The 17,703-nt window shown below is 73.5% G+C and carries 12 protein-coding genes; all 12 read left to right on the top strand.

The window, feature by feature from the left end:
• The first annotated feature begins 3 nt into the window (after positions 1 to 3).
• The 12 genes from VFW71_13845 to VFW71_13790 all read left to right on the top strand — a co-directional run bounded on the left by VFW71_13845 (position 4) and on the right by VFW71_13790 (position 17,548).
• Entirely contained in the window at positions 4 to 1,131 is a 1,128-nt protein-coding gene (locus VFW71_13845) for a hypothetical protein (GenBank protein HEU5003839.1), read from the top strand.
• A 2-nt stretch (positions 1,132 to 1,133) separates the two neighbouring features.
• Positions 1,134 to 1,706, top strand: coding sequence for a phage baseplate assembly protein V (locus VFW71_13840; protein ID HEU5003838.1), 573 nt, complete (start codon positions 1,134 to 1,136; stop codon positions 1,704 to 1,706).
• Complete coding sequence (locus VFW71_13835) at positions 1,706 to 2,038, top strand: hypothetical protein (protein HEU5003837.1); 333 nt, start codon at positions 1,706 to 1,708, stop codon at positions 2,036 to 2,038. The genes VFW71_13840 and VFW71_13835 overlap by 1 nt, the downstream gene beginning before the upstream one ends.
• Positions 2,035 to 2,439: a GPW/gp25 family protein gene (locus VFW71_13830; protein HEU5003836.1), complete on the top strand. Its 405-nt coding sequence runs from the start codon at positions 2,035 to 2,037 to the stop codon at positions 2,437 to 2,439. Before VFW71_13835 ends, VFW71_13830 begins: the two co-directional genes overlap by 4 nt.
• The gene (locus VFW71_13825) at positions 2,436 to 4,925 is read left to right on the top strand and encodes a baseplate J/gp47 family protein (GenBank protein ID HEU5003835.1); all 2,490 of its coding nucleotides are present in this window, start codon (positions 2,436 to 2,438) and stop codon (positions 4,923 to 4,925) included. Before VFW71_13830 ends, VFW71_13825 begins: the two co-directional genes overlap by 4 nt.
• Positions 4,922 to 7,630, top strand: coding sequence for a putative baseplate assembly protein (locus tag VFW71_13820; GenBank protein ID HEU5003834.1), 2,709 nt, complete (start codon positions 4,922 to 4,924; stop codon positions 7,628 to 7,630). The genes VFW71_13825 and VFW71_13820 overlap by 4 nt, the downstream gene beginning before the upstream one ends.
• Entirely contained in the window at positions 7,627 to 9,651 is a 2,025-nt protein-coding gene (locus tag VFW71_13815; GenBank protein HEU5003833.1) for a hypothetical protein, read from the top strand. The genes VFW71_13820 and VFW71_13815 overlap by 4 nt, the downstream gene beginning before the upstream one ends.
• 11 nt (positions 9,652 to 9,662) lie before the next feature.
• On the top strand, positions 9,663 to 12,881 hold the full coding sequence (locus VFW71_13810; protein HEU5003832.1) for a DUF6519 domain-containing protein: 3,219 nt from the start codon (positions 9,663 to 9,665) through the stop codon (positions 12,879 to 12,881).
• A 37-nt stretch (positions 12,882 to 12,918) separates the two neighbouring features.
• Complete coding sequence (locus VFW71_13805; GenBank protein HEU5003831.1) at positions 12,919 to 13,422, top strand: hypothetical protein; 504 nt, start codon at positions 12,919 to 12,921, stop codon at positions 13,420 to 13,422.
• Between the two features lie 14 nt (positions 13,423 to 13,436).
• Entirely contained in the window at positions 13,437 to 14,990 is a 1,554-nt protein-coding gene (locus tag VFW71_13800) for a DUF4157 domain-containing protein (protein ID HEU5003830.1), read from the top strand.
• 1 nt (position 14,991) lies between these two features.
• The gene (locus VFW71_13795; protein ID HEU5003829.1) at positions 14,992 to 15,789 is read left to right on the top strand and encodes a hypothetical protein; all 798 of its coding nucleotides are present in this window, start codon (positions 14,992 to 14,994) and stop codon (positions 15,787 to 15,789) included.
• Positions 15,790 to 16,039: 250 nt separating this feature from the next.
• Entirely contained in the window at positions 16,040 to 17,548 is a 1,509-nt protein-coding gene (locus VFW71_13790; protein HEU5003828.1) for a DUF4157 domain-containing protein, read from the top strand.
• Positions 17,549 to 17,703: the final 155 nt, after the last annotated feature.

The raw sequence follows: 17,703 nt of genomic DNA, 5'->3' as shown, positions 1-17,703 counted from the left end.
GCGATGTTCTCCGGGGTGCACCTCAGCCTGCTCATCGGCCCGGCCGAGCCCGTCCCGGTGTCCAAGGACGTGCTCGACGCCCTGGTGTCGGTCAAGGTCATCTCCAAGGCCACCGGCACCAGCGGCTTCGAGCTGGTCTTCCGTATCAGCGTCCAGTCACCCCTGCAGACCCTCTTCCTGCTGGGGGCCGGGGTGTCGATCCCGCTGGTGCGGGTGGTGGTGGCAGTGACGGTGTCGGGATCCACCACGGTGCTCATCGACGGCGTGATGACCGACCACCGGGTGGCGCCCGACGTCAAGGACGGCATGACCACCCTCACCATCACCGGCGAGGACCTCTCCCGGGTGATGGACTACGTCGACTTCTCCGGGCTGCCCTACCCGGCCATGCCGCCCGAGCTCCAGGTGCTCACCGCCCTCAGCAAGTACGCCCTCTTCGGGGTCATCCCGATGGTGATCCCCAGCGTGATGCTGGACGTGACCATCCCCACCATCCAGATCCTGCGCCAGCAGGGCACCGACCTGGAGCACATCCGGCGCCTGGCGGCGCTGGTGGGCTACACCTTCTACCTGGACCCGGGCCCGGCCATCGGCACCAGCGTCGCCTACTGGGGGCCGCCGATCCGCTGGGGCCCGGTGCAGCCCGCCCTGGGGATCGACGCCGATGCCTCGAGCAACGTGGAGTCGCTGTCCTTCTCGTTCAGCAACGAGGACACCTCCCTGCCGATCCTCGTCATCCAGGAGCCCATCACCAAGGCACCGATCCCCATCCCGATCCCCGACATCAACCCGCTCAGCCCGCCGCTGGGGGCGGTGCCCCCCATCCCCAAGCACTTCCCGATCATCGACGGGGTGGCGAAGCTGCCGCCGGTGCGGGCGCTGCTGATCGGGCTCGCCAAGAACGCCCAGGCCGCCGATGCGGTGACCGCCACCGGGTCGCTCGACGTGCTGCGCTACGGCAGCGTCCTCGCCGCCCGCAAGCTGGTGGGCGTCCGGGGGGCGGGCACCGCCTTCGACGGCCTCTGGTACGTCACCAGCGTCACGCATGACCTGCAGCGGGGCCAGTACCGCCAGCAGTTCACCCTCGGGCGCAACGGCATGGTGTCCACCCTGCCCTCGGTGGCGGTGTAGCGGTGGCCGACCCGACCGGCAACGGCGCCGCCCCGGAATCCGGCTCAGCGACCGGTGCCGGCGCCAGCGGCAAGAAGTTCTACGGCAAGTACCGGGGCACCGTCCTGAACAACGTGGACCCGATGCAGATGGGACGGATCATGGCCCTGGTGCCGGACGTCTCGTCGCTCCTGCCCACGTCGTGGTGCATGCCGTGCGTGCCCGCCGCGGGGCTGCAGGCGGGGTTCCTGGCGGTGCCGTCGATCGGGGCGGGGGTGTGGGTCGAGTTCGAGCAGGGCGACCCGGACTACCCGATCTGGACCGGCTGCTTCTGGGGCAGCGCGGCGGAGCTGCCCGCGCTGGTGCACCTCTCGCCGCCCGGGCTCTCGTCGCTCACGTTCTCGACCACGCTGCAGAACGGCATCGTGGTCAACGACGTACCCGGGCCGGGCGGCGGCATCATCCTCAAGGCCACCACCGGGGCGGCGATCATCGTCAACGACACCGGCATCTACCTGTCCAACGGGCAGGGGGCCACGATCACGCTGGTGGGGCCGACGGTCGCCATCAACGTCGCCGGGCTGGTGGTGACCTGATGGCCGGGCCGCTGTTCCACCCCGGGGCGGTTGCCATCTGCCCCCACGGCGGGCAGGTCACGACCATCAGCGCGGACGCCCGCGTGCTGGCCAGCGGCATGCCGGTGGCCCTGGTGGGCGACCAGTACCTGGTGGCGGGCTGCGCCTTCGCCCCGGGAGGTGTCCCGCAGCCGTGCGTGCTGGTGCAGTGGATCACGCCCACCGTGCGGGCGCTGGTGGCCGGGCAGCCGGCCATCACCCAGGCCAGCGCCGGGCTGTGCATCGCCGCCAACGGCGTGCCCAACGGCCCGGTCACCGTGGTGTCCACCCAGCCCAGGGCGTTGGCGACATGACCGGCGGCCTGGCCGGCAACCTGGCCGGCGGCCTGGCCGGCCCCGCACCCATCGCCGCCCCACTGCGCACCGACGGGCGGGGGCGCAGCGCCGAGACCCCGGCCGACCAGCACCTGCGCGACCTGATCGAGGAGGTGCTGCTCACCGCACCCGGGGAGCGGGTGATGCGGCCGACGTTCGGCAGCGGCCTGCTGCAGCTCGCCTTCGCCCCGAACTCCGACCAGCTCGCCGCCACGCTCCAGATGCTGGTGCAGGGATCGCTGCAGTCCTGGCTGGGCGACCTCATCGAGGTGGCCTCGGTGGCCATCGACCGTTCCGAGGGCACGCTGAGGGTCAGCGTCAGCTACACCGTGCGCAGCACCGGCGAGTCCACCACGGCAACCTTCGCCCAGCTCGCATGATGACCGGCGACCGCCGCCAGGCTCTGGTGCTCGCCCGCACCGTCAACGGCGTGGACTTCGTCGAGGTCGACCCGGCCTCGGACACCGTCCTCGTCGTCCACTTCGTCTTCGCCCTCCCGGGATCGCCTCCGGGCGACGGTGCAATCCCCGCCGACCCGGCGAAGGCGCTGGCGGCGCCCAATTTCCAGGTGACCGGGGGCGAGCGCATCACGGGCATCCGGGTCCTGACCGCCACTCCCCGGGCGGGGGCGCCGGACCAGATGGATGTCGTGGTGGACCGGGCTGGGGACTTCTCGGTCTACACCCTCAGCATCGTCGCCGGACCGGGTGCACCGGGAGCCCCGGACGGTTTCGACCCTGCCTCCACCTCGGCCGACTTCGTCTTCCACATCGAGTGCGCGGGCGACTTCGACTGCGCCCCGGAGGCGGCGTGCCCGCCCGAGCAGGTGATGCCGCCCCCGATCAACTACCTCGCCAAGGACTACCCCGGCTTCGTCCAGGTGCTGAGCGACCGCCTCGCCCTGCTGGCCCCCCGGTGGGCGGAGCGCAACCCGGCCGATCTGGGTGTGGCGCTGGTCGAGCTGCTGGCGTACGTGGGCGACCAGCTCAGCTACCGGGAGGACGTCATCGCCACCGAGGCCTACCTCGGTACCGCCCGGTTGCGCACGTCGGTGCGCCGCCATGCCCGGCTGGTGGACTACCCGGTGGGGGAGGGGTGCAACGCCCGGGCGTGGCTCCGGGTGCTGGTGGACCCGGGTGGCGCCGCCGACGGGTCGGTGCTCCCCCCCGGCACCCGGTGCGCCACCGATTTCCCGGGCGCACCGGCGCAGCTCACCCATGACACGGCCACCTACCGGGCGGCGGTGGACGCCGGTGCGGTCTTCTTCGAGACTGCCGGCGCATCGCCGGCCCTGTACGCCGAGCACCAGGCCATGGTGCTCTATGCCTGGAGCCAGACCCACGCCTGCCTGGCGGTGGGCGCCACCCACGCCACCCTGGTGGGCACGCACAGCAAGCTGGCCCCCGGCATGGTGCTGGTGCTGGCGGAGGTCAAGGGGCCGCTTACCGGCAGCCCGGCGGACGCCGACCCGGGGCACCGCCAAGCGGTGCGGGTCACCGCCGTGGCCAGCGCCACAGACCCGGTGACCGGCACGGCGATCACCGAGATCGACTGGCACCCGGGCGACGCCCTGGCCTTCCCCCTGTGCGTGGCCTCGATCGCCGATGCCGCCCACCAGGAGCAGGCCATCACGGGCGTGGCCGAGGCGTGGGGCAACATCGTGCTTGCCGACCAGGGGCGCAGCGTGGGCGGGGCCGCGGACCCGCTGTCCACCGGGCCGGAATGGCTCGGGGTGGTCCCGCCTGCGGGGCGCTTCCGCCCGGCGCTGGCGAACGGGCCGGTGACCTTCGCCCGGGCCGTCCCCGGCACCTCGCAGCCGGCGAGCGCGGCATCGGCCACCTCGGGGACCCCGGTGCCCGAGGTCGTCCTCATGAGCGGCAACGACCCGGACTGCGCCGCGGTCAAGGCCGACCCGAAGGCCATCACCTGGACCCCGGTGCCCAGCCTGCTGGAGACGAGTGTGACCGGCCTGACGCCGGTGTTCGTCCCCGAGGTGGAGACCGGCGGCACCGCCTACCTCCTGTTCGGCGACGGGGTGAACGGGCTGGAGCCTGAGCCGGGGAGCGGGTTCTGCGCCACCTACCGGGTGGGCAACGGCACCGCCGGCAACGTGGCCCGGGGTGCATTGACCCTGCTGGACCGGACCGGATTCCCCGCCGGGGTCCCGGCCGGGGTGCTGGGCGTCACCAACCCGATGCCCGCCTGGGGCGGGGTCGATCCCGAGCCTATCGAGCACGTCCGCCAGAGCGCCCCGGCGGCGTTCTTCACCCAGCAGCGGGCGGTGACCGCCGCCGACTACCGGGCCCGCACCCTCGCCTATCCCGGGGTGCAGCGGGCCGAGGCGACGCTGCGCTGGACCGGGAGCTGGCACACGATGTTCATCACCGTCGAGCGGGACGCCCAGGCCGCGCTCGACGCCGGCTTCATCGCCGGGCTGGAGGCCTACCTCGATGGCTACCGGATGGCCGGCGTGGACCTCGAGGTGGAGGACGGGGTCCGGGTTCCGCTCCACGTCGCGATGGACGTCTGCGTGCAGCCCGGCTATGTCGCCGCCGGTGTGCGCCAGGCGCTGCGGGACGTGTTCAGCGCCGGCACGCTGCCCGACGGTTCGCCCGGGTTGTTCAACCCGGCCCGCCTGAACCTGGGCCAGCCCTTCTACCTGAGCCCGCTCTACGCCGCGGCCCAGGCGGTGGACGGGGTGCGGTCGGTGGAGGTCACCGCCTTCGAGCGCCAGGACCGCCCGGGGGGCAGCGGCCTGGCCCAGGGGGTCCTGACCCCGGAACGCCTCGAGTTCTTCCTGCTCGACAACGACCCCAACTTCCCGGAGCGGGGCCGCTTCGACCTCAGCGTGGCGGGCGGCCGGTGAGCGGGCCGACCGGGTTGCCCGCCCGGTTTCCCATCCGAGTTGCCAACGGGGAGCCCTGCGGTGCCTGCGAGGGGATCACCGCCGAGACGCCGGCGCCGATCGGCAACCGGCCGGGGCTGGGGGCCCTCGCCTACCGCTCGGGGACCTGGGCGCAGTTCAAGGCCAGCCTGCTGGACGCCCTGTCCACCGAACCCGCCCTGGCCGGGCTGCGCACCCGCAGCGACGACGACTTCACGATCGCCCTCCTGGACGGATGGTCGGTCGTGTGCGACATATTGACCTTCTACCAGGAGCGGCTGGCCAACGAGAGCTACCTCCGGACCGCCACCGAACGGCTCTCGGTGGGCGAGCTGGCCAAGCTGATCGGCTACAAGCTGCGCCCGGGGCTGGCGGCCTCCACCAACCTCGCCTTCACCATCGACACCCCGCTGGCGTTGCCACCCGGGCCGAACACCCCGCCCCCCGGGGGGCCGCCCGCCGTGCTGGTCGACGCCGGCACCCGGGCGCAGTCGGTGCCCGATCCGGGGGCCCAGCCGGCCACCTTCGAGACCGCCATGCCGATCAATGCCCGGTCGGCATGGAACGCGATCCGGCTGCGGGCGACCCGGCCCGCCGCCGCGGTGGCGGACAACGCCTCGGCCGATGTCCGCCTCCAGGGCCTGTTGAGCACCGTGAAGGCGGGCGACATGCTCCTGGTGGTGGCCGGCGGCAGTTCCCGCCTGCAGCGGGTGGCCGCGGTCGGGCAGGACACCGGGTCGCAGACCACGCTGGTGGCCTTCGAAGCCGGCCAGGCGCAGGCGGTCCAGCCGCTGCCGACCGCGCCGGGCTCGGCCGCCGCCGGCAGCCGGCTGGGCGACGCGTTCGTGAGGGGGGCCGTGCAGGGCCGGCTCTGGCAGGACCAGGGCGACCTCACCGCCTTCGCCCTGGCCCAGGGCTGGAGCCTGGACGCCCTCGAGGGGCGGATCAACGCCCTGCGCATGCCTCCGGGAGGGACCGCGCCGATTTCTACGGCCCCGGTGCGCGTCTTCGCCCTAGGGACCGACGCCGCCATCTTCGGCCACAACGCCCCCAACCACGCCACCATCAACCTCCCCTCTCCCGCCCCGCCGGACTGGGAGGGCTACACGCTGGCCACCATCCCGGCGCCCGGCCTGCCCTGGGTGGACCTGGACACCACGTACCCCGTGGTGGTGGGCGACCGGGTGGTGCTGGTGGACGGGTCCGCCACCGCTGCCCTGACCGTGGCCGGGGTGTCGGTGCTGAGCCGGGCGGCATACCTGCTGTCCGGCAAGCTGACCAGCATCCGCCTCGCCGGCTCCTTCCCGGCGTCGAGCTTCCACCTGCGCACCACGCGCATCCTGGTGCAGACCGCCGAGTACCCGGTGGCCGAGGTGGTGCTCGACCCGGTGCAGGAGCCCGGCGGGCTCATGCTGGACGGCGCCTACCTCTCCCTGGCGGTGGGCCAGGCGGTGGCGGTGACCGGCGTCCGGGCAGACCGGACCGGCGAGACCACCTCCGAGGTCGCCACCATCACCGGTCTCAGCCTGGTGGACGGCTACACGGTGCTGGCGCTGAGCCCCAACCTGGCGGGCACCTACCTGCGGGCCAGCGTGACCATCAACGCCAACGTGGCGCCCGCCACCCACGGCGAGTCCGTCACCGAGCTGCTGGGCAGCGGCGACGGGTCGCGGGCGTTCCAGCGCTTCGCCCTCAAGTCCACGCCGCTCACCTACGTCAGCGACACCAGCCCGTCCGGGGCGGCGTCCACCCTGGTGGTACGGGTGGACGGGGTGGCGTGGAGCGAAGTCCCCTGGCTGTACGGGAGCGGCCCCACCGACCGGGTGTACACGGTCCTGACCGGGGCGGACGGGGCCACCTGGGTGCGCTTCGGCGACGGCGTCACCGGCGCCCGGCCAGGGACGGGCAAGGGCAACATCCAGGCGACGTACCGCCGGGGCATCGGCACCGCCGGCCTGGTCCGGGCGGGGCAGATCAGCGTGCCGCTCAGCCGGCCGCTCGGGCTGAAGGCGGTGGTCAACCCAGTCGCCTCATCGGGTGGCGCCGACCCGGAGACCATCGACCAGGCCCGGGGCAATGCCCCGATCACGGTGAAGGCGCTCGGGCGCATCGTGTCCCTCGAGGACGCCGCCGATTTCGCCGCGGCCAGCGCCGGGATCGCCAAGGCGCGGGCCGACCTCATCTGGGACGGGACACGGTCGGTCGTGTGCGTCACAGTGGCCGGGCCGGGGGCGGCGCCGGTGGTCCCGGGGACCCGGCAGTACGCCAGCCTGCTGCAGGCGATGCGGGACGCAGGCGACGGCACGCTGGCGGTGAGCCTGTGCGACTTCGTGCCCGCCACCTTCACGGTGGCCGCCACCGTCACCCCCGATCCCGCCCGGGTGGCGGCCGACGTCCGGGCGGCGGTGAAGGCCGCCCTGGCCGCCACGTTCTCCTTCGACCGGCGCGCCTTCGGCCAGCACGTGTTCCGCAGCGAGGTCCTCGCCTGCATCCAGGACGTGCCCGGGGTGGTCGCGGTCAGGCTCACCGCGTTCCACCGCACCGGCGCGTTCTCTGGCCTGTTCGGGATCCCGGTCCTGGACGCGGTGGCCGCCCGGCCCCCGGCGGTCGGCCTCTCCGGCCTGGTCGGCGCCGAGCTGCTGACGCTGGAGACCGGCCCGCTGCCCGGGGTGGTGGTGGCCCAGTGAGCGCGATGGACGCCGAGGCGATCTACGGCCTGCTGCCGGCGTTCATCCGGCTGCGGGACGCCACCGCGGGCGGGGGCGCGCTCCGGGCGCTCATCGAGGTCATCGCCCAGCAGGCCGGGGTGGTGGACGCCGGGCTTGACCAGCTCTACGACGACCAGTTCATCGAGACCTGCGCCCCCTGGGTGGTGCCCTACATCGGCGACCTCATCGGCTACACCCCGCTGCGCCCCCTGGCCCCGCCCGAGGCGGCCGGCACGGTGGCGGCAACGCGGGCCGAGGTGGCCGACACCATCGGGCTCCGCCGCCGCAAGGGCACCCTCGCCATGCTGGAGCAGCTGTGTTCCGATGTCACCGGCTGGCCGGGCATCGCCGTCGAGTTCTTCGCCCGCCTGGCCACCACCCAGTACGTCCGCAACCACCTCCGGCCCGGCGACGCCATCGTGGACGTGCGCTCGCCGATGACCGCGGTGGACACCGGCGGGGCGTTCGACCGCCCACCCCGCACCGCCGATGTGCGGCGTATCGGCGCAGCGGGCAGGGGTACCCCCCGGGGCCGCTACAACATCCCCAACATCGGCGTGTTCGTGTGGCGGCTCAAGGCCTACCCCAACCCGAAGCACCCGGTCCGGGTCGCCGGGGCCAACCGCTACACGCTGGATCCCTTCGGCGGCGACGTGCCCCTGGTCAACCCCCCGGAACCCGTCGCCCCGTTCACCCTGGTGGACCGCGCCCACCTGCCCTTCTTCCTGCAGCGCTACCCCCTCCATGCCGGCATCGCGCCCTACGGGGCGCCGGTCCCGGTGGTGGTCTACCGCAACGGTGCCGCCCTCCCGGCGGCCCAGCTGGGGTTCTGCGACCTCACCGCCTGGGCGCCGCCCACCGCACCCGGGATCGAGGCGGCGGTGGACCCGGTGCTGGGGCGCCTGGTGTTTGCCCAGCCCCCGGGGGCGGGCGACGTGATCACCGTGGACTACAGCTACGCCTTCAGCGGCGACTACGGCGGCGGGGACTATGAGCGCCCCGCCAGCGCCCACGAGGCCGAGCGGGAAGCCGGGTTGCCGGTTACCGCGGTGGCGGCCTTCGCCGTCGCCGGCGACGTCGCCGCTGCGGCCGACGAGGTGGTGGAGGTCCACGACAGCGGCATCCGTGCCGGCGACCTGGCGCTCGACCCCGGCCCCCACCTCCTGGTGGTGCGGGCGGTGGACCTGCAGCGCCCGGTGCTCACCGGCGGCCTCACCGTCACCGCCACCGACGGCGCCCGCGTGACCCTGCGGGGGCTCGGTGTGGGCGGCAAGCTCACCATCGCCGGGGCAGGGCAGCTGACCGTGCGCCTGGAGCACTGCAGCGTGCGCGGGGGCATCGACTGGTCGAGCGCAGCGGTGGCCGGGACCCTGGTGCTGGACCACACTCTGAGCGGCCCGCTCGCCGTCCACGACGCGGTGACGCTCGCCGTCGCCGACAGCGCGGTGGACGCCGGCGCCGACAGCGCGGCGGCGATCTCGGCAGGGGCGGGCGGGGCGGCAGGCAGCCTGACCGTCCAGCGCTCCACCGTGCTCGGGACCGTGTCTGCACGGACGATCCCGCTGCTGGAGAACAGCATCGTGACCGGCGCGGTGGTCTGCGCCGAGCGCCAGGCGGGTTGCGTGCGCTACAGCTTCATCCCCCCCGCCGGGAGCCAGACGCCGAGGCGCTTCCGCTGCCAGCCGGACCTGGAGATCGATACCCGGGTGGCGGGCGCTCTGGCGGCCAACCCGGCGCTCACCGTCGGGGAACGCACCGCCATCGCCACATCGGTGGAGGCCTGGCTGCTCCCGGCGTTCACCAGCCGGGTGCCCGGCCAGCCCGGCTACCTGCAGCTCATGGACGCCTGCCCCTCCCAGGTCCGTACCGGGGCGGAGAGCGAGGCCGAGATGGGGGTCTTCTACGCCCTCTTCAACCCCGCCCGGGACAGCAACCTGCTCCACCGGTTGAACGAGTACCTCCGCATCGGGCTCGAGGCCGGCGTCATCCACGCAACCTAAGGAGGACCGCTGTGAAGGGGGATTTCAGCCGGCTGACGTTCACTCCGTCCAAGCACTACCGGCGCGTGCTGATGCAGCAGGGCCGGGTGGAGATCGACGCCGACGGCAACGAGCAGGTCGCCATCGACCGCCACGTCGCGGCCACCACCGCCACCGATGTGATCGGGCAGGCGGGGTACCCGGCCGGCGACGGCGGGTTCGCCCTCACCCTGGCCTCCGGCGGCGCCGACCTGGCGATCTCCTCCGGGCGCTTCTACGTGGACGGCCTGCTGGTGGAGAACGACACGGCGCTGGCCAGCCTGCTCCACCAGCCCGACCTCCCCGGGGCGACCCTGGCCGGCCTGGGGGCGGCGGCGAGCGGGGCCTACGCCGTGTACCTCGACGTGTGGGAGCGGCTGGTGACCGCCCTGGACGACCCGGCGATTCGGGAGACCGCCCTCGGCGGGCCGGACACCTCGGTGCGGGCCAAGCTGGTGTGGCAGGTCCGCCTGGGGAAGGTGGCCTCGCGGGAGGGCACCGTGGCGACCTGCGCCAGCGCGGGGGACCCTTGGCCCGCCGCCTCGACCGGGGCGCTCGCCGCCGGTGCGGCCCCGCCCGGAGCCAGCCTGCCGTGCATCCTGCCGCCCGACACCGGCTACCAGCGCCTGGAGAACCAGCTCTACCGGGTGGAGATCCACACGCCCGGCACCGAGACCTCAGCCACGTTCACCTGGTCCCGGGAGAACGGGTCGGTGGTGTGCCTGATCGGCTCCCAGTCGGGCGGGGCCACCACCGCCACCGGGCCGGACTTCTGGGTGACCGGCCTGAACGACGATGTGACGCTCGGCCTCCAGGCGGGCGACTGGGTGGAGTTGACCGATGACGCCACCGAGCTGGCCGGGGAACCCGGCACGCTGTACCAGGTCAAGGCGACACCCACCGACGGGCACCGCGTCTCGCTGACGGTCGCCGGGGCGCCCCCGGTGGTGACGCTGGCCCTGCACCCCAAGCTCCGGCGCTGGGACCAGAGCGGGGTCACGGTCTCGGCCGCGGGCGACATCCCGGTGTCCACGGCGGCGCCGATCGAGCTGGAAGGTGGGGTGCAGGTGCAGTTCGGCGCCGGCACCTACCGCACCGGCGACTACTGGGTCATCCCCGCCCGGACCGCCACCAGCGTCCAGCAGGGCTCGGTGGAGTGGCCGGTGGACGCCGCCAGCAACCCGGTCTACCGCCCCGCCCTGGGCATCCAGCACCACTACGCCAAGCTCGCTCTGGTCCAAGTGACCGTGCCCCCGGGCTCGCCCGGGACGCTGCCCGCCGGCACCTTCGCCGGGCTGGGTTCCGCCCCCGAGCCGGTGGACTGCCGGACCCCCTTCCCGCCGCTCACCGGGCTGCCGGACCAGAACAACTGCCCGTGCACCATCGTGGTCAAGCCCGGGCCGGGCTGGGAGCAGCCCATCCTGGCCTACTTCCAGTCGGCCGCCAAGGGCGTCCGCCTCCACGCCGAGATCTGCTTCCCGGTCGGGCTGTTCCCGGTGTCGCAGCCGGTGCAGATCAGCGGCGCCGGGCACATCCGGGTCAACGGCGCGGGGTGGGGGACCAGGGTGGTGGCCGCCGACGCCGCGGTGGAGTCGGTCATGGCCTTTACCGGCTGCACCAGCGTGGCGGTGCGCGACCTCTACGCCGAGACCCGCACCGTCGGCAGCGGGCGGGGGCGGCTGGCCGGCATCAACGGGGTGCTGGGCTTCGCCGATTGCGCCGAGGTGGCTGTCGAGGCGTGCTGGCTGCGCTGCGGCAGCGCGGTGTGGACCCGGGGGGCGGCCTGCGTCAGCGTGCTCAGCACCGAGAACGCCGCCAACGCCGCCACCGGGGCCGGGACCGCCCGCATCACGGGCTGCCGGCTGCACGTCGGCGAGATGCAGGTGGGCATCCAGCTCTCCCACCAGGAGCGGGCGACGCTGCAGGACAACGAGATCGCCGTGGACCCGAACCTGGCCCGCACGACGCTGGCCAACCGGTTGGCCGATGCCGGGTACCTGGCGGTGGCCCGGAGCTACCTGGTGTCGTCGGTCACCCTGGCGGCGCCGGGCAGTGCCCCGCCCGCCCCGCCCGCTGCGCCTGCTCCGCCGCCCCCTGCTCCACCGGCCCAGCCGCCCCCTGCTCCACCGGCTCAGCCGGCGCCCGGGCGGGGCGTGACCCCCACGGCCCCCATCGTGAAGGCGGCAGCCGACATCAGCCCCGCGCTGAGTGCCACCGCACCGGTGGTCGGCAAGCCTGTGCCCGCACCAGCCCCGCCGGCCGCCCCGCCGGCCCCCGCCCAGCCGGCACTGGAGGCCGAGATCCTGGCCGCGCCGGTTGCCAGCCTCCAGAAGGCCGCCCTGACCCTCGCGGTCGGGAACCAGACCCTCAAGATCGCGGCCGACGCCGGCCTGCAGACCTCGTGGCAGCAGTTCCTCACCACCAGCGCGCCCAAGACCTTCGCCACCGCCAACGACGCCATCCGTTTCGTCAAGAAGTCGGCGACCGCCATCCTCACGACGCCAGCGGCCCGGGCCGGGCTGTCGGGGTTCTCGGCGATCCTGCATACGCTGAACCAGCATGTCGCGCTCGCTGGGCGTGGGATCGTGGTGGGGGGACGGGCGGTCACCGACCTGCACATCGCCAACAACGCCGTGTCGGGTGTCCTCATGGGCATCTCGGTCGGGGTCAGCCACAAGGGCTCGGCGGCGGAGACCGCGGCGAAGCAGCGCACGCCCGACCACATGGGCACCGTCCGGATCTCAGGCAATGTGATCGCCTGCCAGGCCAACGACGTTGCGGTCAAGTCCAGCCGCTACGGCATCTTCGTGGGCAGCGCCGCCAGCCTGCAGGTCGAGGGCAACCGGCTGACGCTCACCCCGGCGGGCATCCCGGCGCCCCCGCATGCCGACGGGATCCGGGTGGTCGGCTACCTCGGCGCCCGGGCGATCATCCGCCACAACCACGTCACCGGCTTCGCCATGGGCATCCGGGTGGTGCCCCTGACCGGCAGCGGACCCGGCAGGCGGGCGCAACCCCAGGGGGATGTCAGCTACCTGAACCCGGAGCACTTCGGGCCGGTGTGGCTGGTGGCGGACAACGCCATCGAGCGCGCCAGCCGGGCGGCCACCCTCGGCCCGTTCTGGCCCACCCAAGCGGTGCCCCCCGTCGTGCCCACGCCGTTCATCGACGCTCCGCAGTGCCTGCGGGTGGACAACGGCGTGATGGTGTGAGGGCGGCGGGATGGGCGACGGTCAGGGAGGAGGCACGATGAGCAAGAACTGGTTCACGTCGATGTTCTCGGGCGCTGCCGGGGCGCAGGACGCCGTCAAGTCCGGCCCGCTGAACGCCACGAAGATCACGGCCATCGTGGGCGTGGTCGCCACGGCGATCACCGCGGCGTCCAACCAGTTGTTCGGCAGGGACGGGCCGCTGTCCGGGCTGACCCACGGCCAGCAGGAGATCCTGTGGCTCGGGGTGCTGGGCTTCGTGGGCCTGGTGGTGGTGGTCGACCTGATGGTGCGGGGGAGCGTGACCTCCCGGGTGTCGGCCGCCGAGCAGGGCGCTCCCGCGGTCTGGTTCAACCCCACCCGGCGGGCGGTGGCCACCGCGGCCGGGGCTGACCCGGGCGGGGCGGTGGTGGCGCTCCGGCCGAGTCCCGACGACGGGAGCGGCATCCAGTACCTCGTGATCCGGGACCTGGCCCCCGGCGACGCCCCCGGCGCTCCCCGCCAGACCGCCTGGGTGGGCGCCAGCCTGATCACCTTGCAATAGGGCGGGTCGCGGGCGTGGAGAAGGCACATGCCGAGGCGGCCTCGCCGGGGCCTGGCGCCATCCCCGAGCGCACCAGCCCGGTGCCGGCATCGGCGGAGGCGGCGGTCAGCACGCCGGGCGAGCCGCTGGCGGTGCACGACCGCGCCCCGTTGGAGGGCCGGCTCGGCCACGACTTCGGCCGGGTCCGGGTGCACCGGTCGCCCGAGGCGGCGGCGGCGGCCGATGGCCTGGGAGCGGTGGCCTTCACGGTGGGGGAGCACGTGGTCTTCGGGCCCGGGCGCTTTGCTCCGGCGACATCGGCGGGCCGGGCGCTGCTCGCCCACGAGCTGGGCCACGTCGTGGAGCAGCGCACCGGGGCGCGCCCCCGCGAGGTGGCCCGCCAGCCCCAGACGGCGCCACCCCCGGAGCTGGCGCCCAACCCCTACCAAGAGACGCCGCAGGAGGCCCTGCACCGCCTGGAGGATCTCGCCGAGGCGCGGGAGTCCATCCTGGAGGCCCTGCGCCGCAGCGACGCCATCGACTTCCTCAACCGCCTGCGGCGCACCAGCGAGGCGACGAAGGCGGCACTCCTGGGCGACACCGCCTTCCTCGCCGAGGTGCACCGGGTCCTGCGCGGGCTGGCCTACTGGACGGTGTTGCTGATCCTGAAGTTCGGCAACCTGCGGCCCGCCGACGTGTCGCAGCTCTACATGGCCACCTCGTTCGGCGAGATGCAGCGGGTGCTGGACCTGGTGCGGGCGAACCGGGACCTGCGCGACGAGGCCCAGGTGCCCGGCACCCGCCAGATGCTCGACGAGCAGCTGCGGGGCAACCCGCTCCACGACCGGGTGCTCTCGGTGTTCGACGACCGCAGGGTCAGCGCCACCGGGATCACCACCACGACACACGAGGCACACTTCGACCGGCCCACCGGGGGAGGGGCGCCCCGGCTGCTGCCCTACGGGGGCACGGTGAGCTTCAGCCTGGAGCGCACCAGCCGGGAGCTGCGGGTCCTGGTGCGGATCCTGCTGGTCAAGAAGCCGCCGGCCACTGGCACCTACTACCCGTCCGATGCCAAGATGACCCAGTGGCGGGGCGGGATCCAGCAGGCCTGGAACGGAAGGTTCACCGCCACCAACGGCACGACGCACCTCGATGTGGTCTTCGTCCCGATGTTCGTCCATGACGTGGCCGAGGGGCCGGATTACACCGTTGAGGTGGACGACGGGACGGCCTACCAGCGGGCGGATGTCACGCACTGGTGGGTGGGCGACAGCGCTGACACCGTGGCGCACGAATTCGGCCACATGGTCGGCAACCCGGACGAGTACGGCCTGCCGGCTCACGCCTCGGATATCCCAGCATCCATGGTCGCCGACCCCGCCGAGCGGCGGCGCAGCAGCCAGGAGGGGCTCCCGGCCGGGACGAAGACCCAACCAACGCCAGAGGGCGGGCGGGAGGCGATCGGGCTGATGGGGAGGCACTCGGCCACCAGCAGGGCGGAGCTCCGCCACGGGTGGCTGGTCCTGCAGACCTTCAACGCCAACCTGCAGCCCGGCGAGGCCGGGTTCCACCTCGAGGTGCACTGAGGTGCTCGTCTCGGCCGAGCGCCCCGTCGTCTGGGGGGTCCAGGGCGGCACCGCCCCGGCCAGCTTCATGCTGCTCACCGTCGGGGCCGGTGGCGCCGCCCGCTTGACGGTGGCGAGCGGGTGGCCCCGCCATCCCCCCTTCGATGAGATCGGGACCTACGCCTGGCGCATCGCCCGGGACGATCTGGCCGAGCTCCTGACATGGCGACCCGGAGGCGGTGAGGCGCTGCCGGCGGCGACCCGGGATTCCGGAATCGAATACCTCCACGTCTGGGCACCGGCAGAGCCCGGGATGCCGGCGCAAGGGGTTGAGGCGCAATGGAATGCGCTGGCCCGGCCGCCGGCGGTCGAGGGCTGCCTGCGCCTGGTGGAGCGGCTGGTGGCCGAGGGCCGGCGCCATCCGGTGCGCGTGTTGCGGGGGTCGCTTAGCCTGCTGGCCGACGATGCCCGTGTGGCGGTGCGGCTCTCCTCGGTGGGGGCTGAGCCCTTCGCCTTCGGGGGGGACGAGGCCGGTTCCCGGAGGCGGGCGTACGGGGCCGCCGTGAGCCGGGCTGATGTCGCCCGGGCCGATGCCCTCCCGCCCCGGCTGGTGGGTCTGGAAGCCGCCGAGCTCGACGTCGGCCTGGCCTTGGCGCCGGGCGAGGAGGAATCGGTCGCCCTCGAATGGCTCGATCCCGGGGGTGGCGAGGCGGTGGCGGTGCTCATCGAGGCAGCCCTCCCGCTGGTGTCGCCCTCCGGCGAGACCTACCTCCAGCCGGCCTGGATCCTCCCGGACCCCGTCCTGCGGGCAGCCCGGTGATTGCCTCTTGGACTGGGGCTGCGGTAGGCGGTCGAATTTGGGCTCAGACAAGCGAAAGGGCGCCCTCTGTGGCGCCCCCGCTTCGCAGGAACAACGGTTTAGGGATTCGAACCCCACTGCGACCCTACCTTAGGTGCCCCGGATGCTAGCAGAAAGCCTCGGTGTTGGCAAGACCGAGTCCGGGGATTCACCGGCGAAATTCGCCCCGGGAAACTCCCGCGAGTTAGCTCGCCGATACCGCGCAGCCCGCGTGGTCGCGGACATACGGGAGGTCCTGGCCACCCCCGGCCAGCCCCTGGATCCCACCGTCCGGGCGCCCATGGAGCGCCGCTTCCAGTGGGACTTCGGGGCGGTGCGGATCCACGGGGGCGAGCGGGCGGCCCGGTCCGCCCAGGGGCTGGCGGCGGAGGCGTACACCGCCGGCACGCGTATTGTCTTCGGGGCCGGCTCGCCCGGCCTCTCGACCGCGGCCGGGCAGAGGCTCCTGACCCACGAGCTGGCCCACGTCGTCCAGCAGGGTGGGGGCCCGGCCAGCCCGCGGTGGGTGGGTCCCGTCGCTGGTGCCCTCGAAGCCCAGGCCGGGCGTGTCGTCGCCGGTGGCACGGTGGCGCCCGGCGTGGTGCCCGCAGGCACCATCCAGCGCAGTCCCCTGTCGGACCGGGTGCGGGCGGCAGCGGGCCAGCCTGCCACCCTGACCAGCGTGCTGGCGGCGCTGAGTGGGGCCGATGTCGCGGTCAGGGACCCCGATCTGGACCGGGCCATCAACGACCTGCTCGGCGGCCGCGCCGAGGACATCGCGCTGGCCCAGCAGGTCCGCTCCCGAGAGCTGGGGACCACCGCCGGCTGGGCCGGGCCGCGGGGCACCGGTTCCACGAAGCCGCGCAGCATCACCGTGCGCTACGTGGCGGGGCGGACCAACCGCCGGGCGCTGGTCATTGCCGGCGTGCACGGCACCGAGGTGCAGGGCGTCGAGGTCGCCGAGCAGCTGATCGCCGACCTCTCGGCGCCCGGCAACCAGCCCGAGATGTCGGCGGTCATCGTGCCCGACCTGTTCCCCGATGACGCCGCCTACCGGGACCGGGAAGGCCCCGGCGCCCACCCCAACCGCAATTTCCCCAGCCCCTCGATGGGGCTGGCCGACGCGGGCAGCCCACCGAAGGACTCCCTCGGCAAGGACATCCGCCGGGAGAACGTGATGCTCCTGCACCTCATGGAGCGGTTCATGCCCGAGCGGATCATCAGCATCCACGGCACCTGGGACCCGAAGGCCGCTGGCGTTTCCTACGACACCCGGGCACTCACCGCCCAAGAGGATGCGGCCGCCCAGGCCCGGGGGATCAATCCCGACTCCTCGGAGGCCAACGCGCCGCCCGGCCTCGTGCGCTCCCGGCGGGCGGGCCTGCAGCACGCCGCTGACCAGCGGGACGAGCGGCTGGCGCTCGGCGCCGCCGATCTCATCGAGGCCCGGGCGTCCAAGCCAGCCGCCGCGCTGCCCGGTCGCGCAGCCACGCACGCCTCCGTCGCCGGCAACTTCAAGGGCGCATCGACCAAGGCCAACTACGCCCGGTGGGGGGGTGCCAAGGACCCGGGCGTGTCGTTGGGCGACTACGCCTCCGCCCGCGGAATCAGCATCTTCACCGTCGAGCCGCCGGACAACAAGAAGATCGGCGAGTACGCCCGGGGCGCCGCCCGGTCGGCCCGCGAGGTGGAGATCAAGGCCTATGCCGAGGCGGTGCGCACGATCCTGCTCGGGTCATAGGGTGGGCCAGGCTGCCCACATCCACTCAGGGAGCCGACAGGTTCGATGCAAGTTGGGCACATCGACCGGTAGAGCGTTACAGTTTGCCAGTCGCTGCGCCGATGCTCCTTGGGAGGCGCACCCCTGCGCCCGCGGGGCGGTGGCAGGAGGCACAG

This window comes from Actinomycetota bacterium (assembly GCA_035765775.1).
In the GTDB taxonomy this organism is placed as follows: domain Bacteria; phylum Actinomycetota; class CADDZG01; order JAHWKV01; family JAOPZY01; genus DASTWV01.
Note: the sequence above shows the minus strand (reverse complement) of the source record. Positions and strands in the feature narration are given on the sequence as shown.

Excerpts from the sequence above, each read along its gene's own strand:
- VFW71_13845 (HEU5003839.1), top strand. The coding sequence starts at position 4 with ATGTTCTCCGGGGTGCACCTCAGCCTGCTCATCGGCCCGGCCGAGCCC.
- VFW71_13835 (HEU5003837.1), top strand. The coding sequence starts at position 1,706 with ATGGCCGGGCCGCTGTTCCACCCCGGGGCGGTTGCCATCTGCCCCCAC.
- VFW71_13830 (HEU5003836.1), top strand. The coding sequence starts at position 2,035 with ATGACCGGCGGCCTGGCCGGCAACCTGGCCGGCGGCCTGGCCGGCCCC.
- VFW71_13825 (HEU5003835.1), top strand. The coding sequence starts at position 2,436 with ATGATGACCGGCGACCGCCGCCAGGCTCTGGTGCTCGCCCGCACCGTC.
- VFW71_13805 (HEU5003831.1), top strand. The coding sequence starts at position 12,919 with ATGAGCAAGAACTGGTTCACGTCGATGTTCTCGGGCGCTGCCGGGGCG.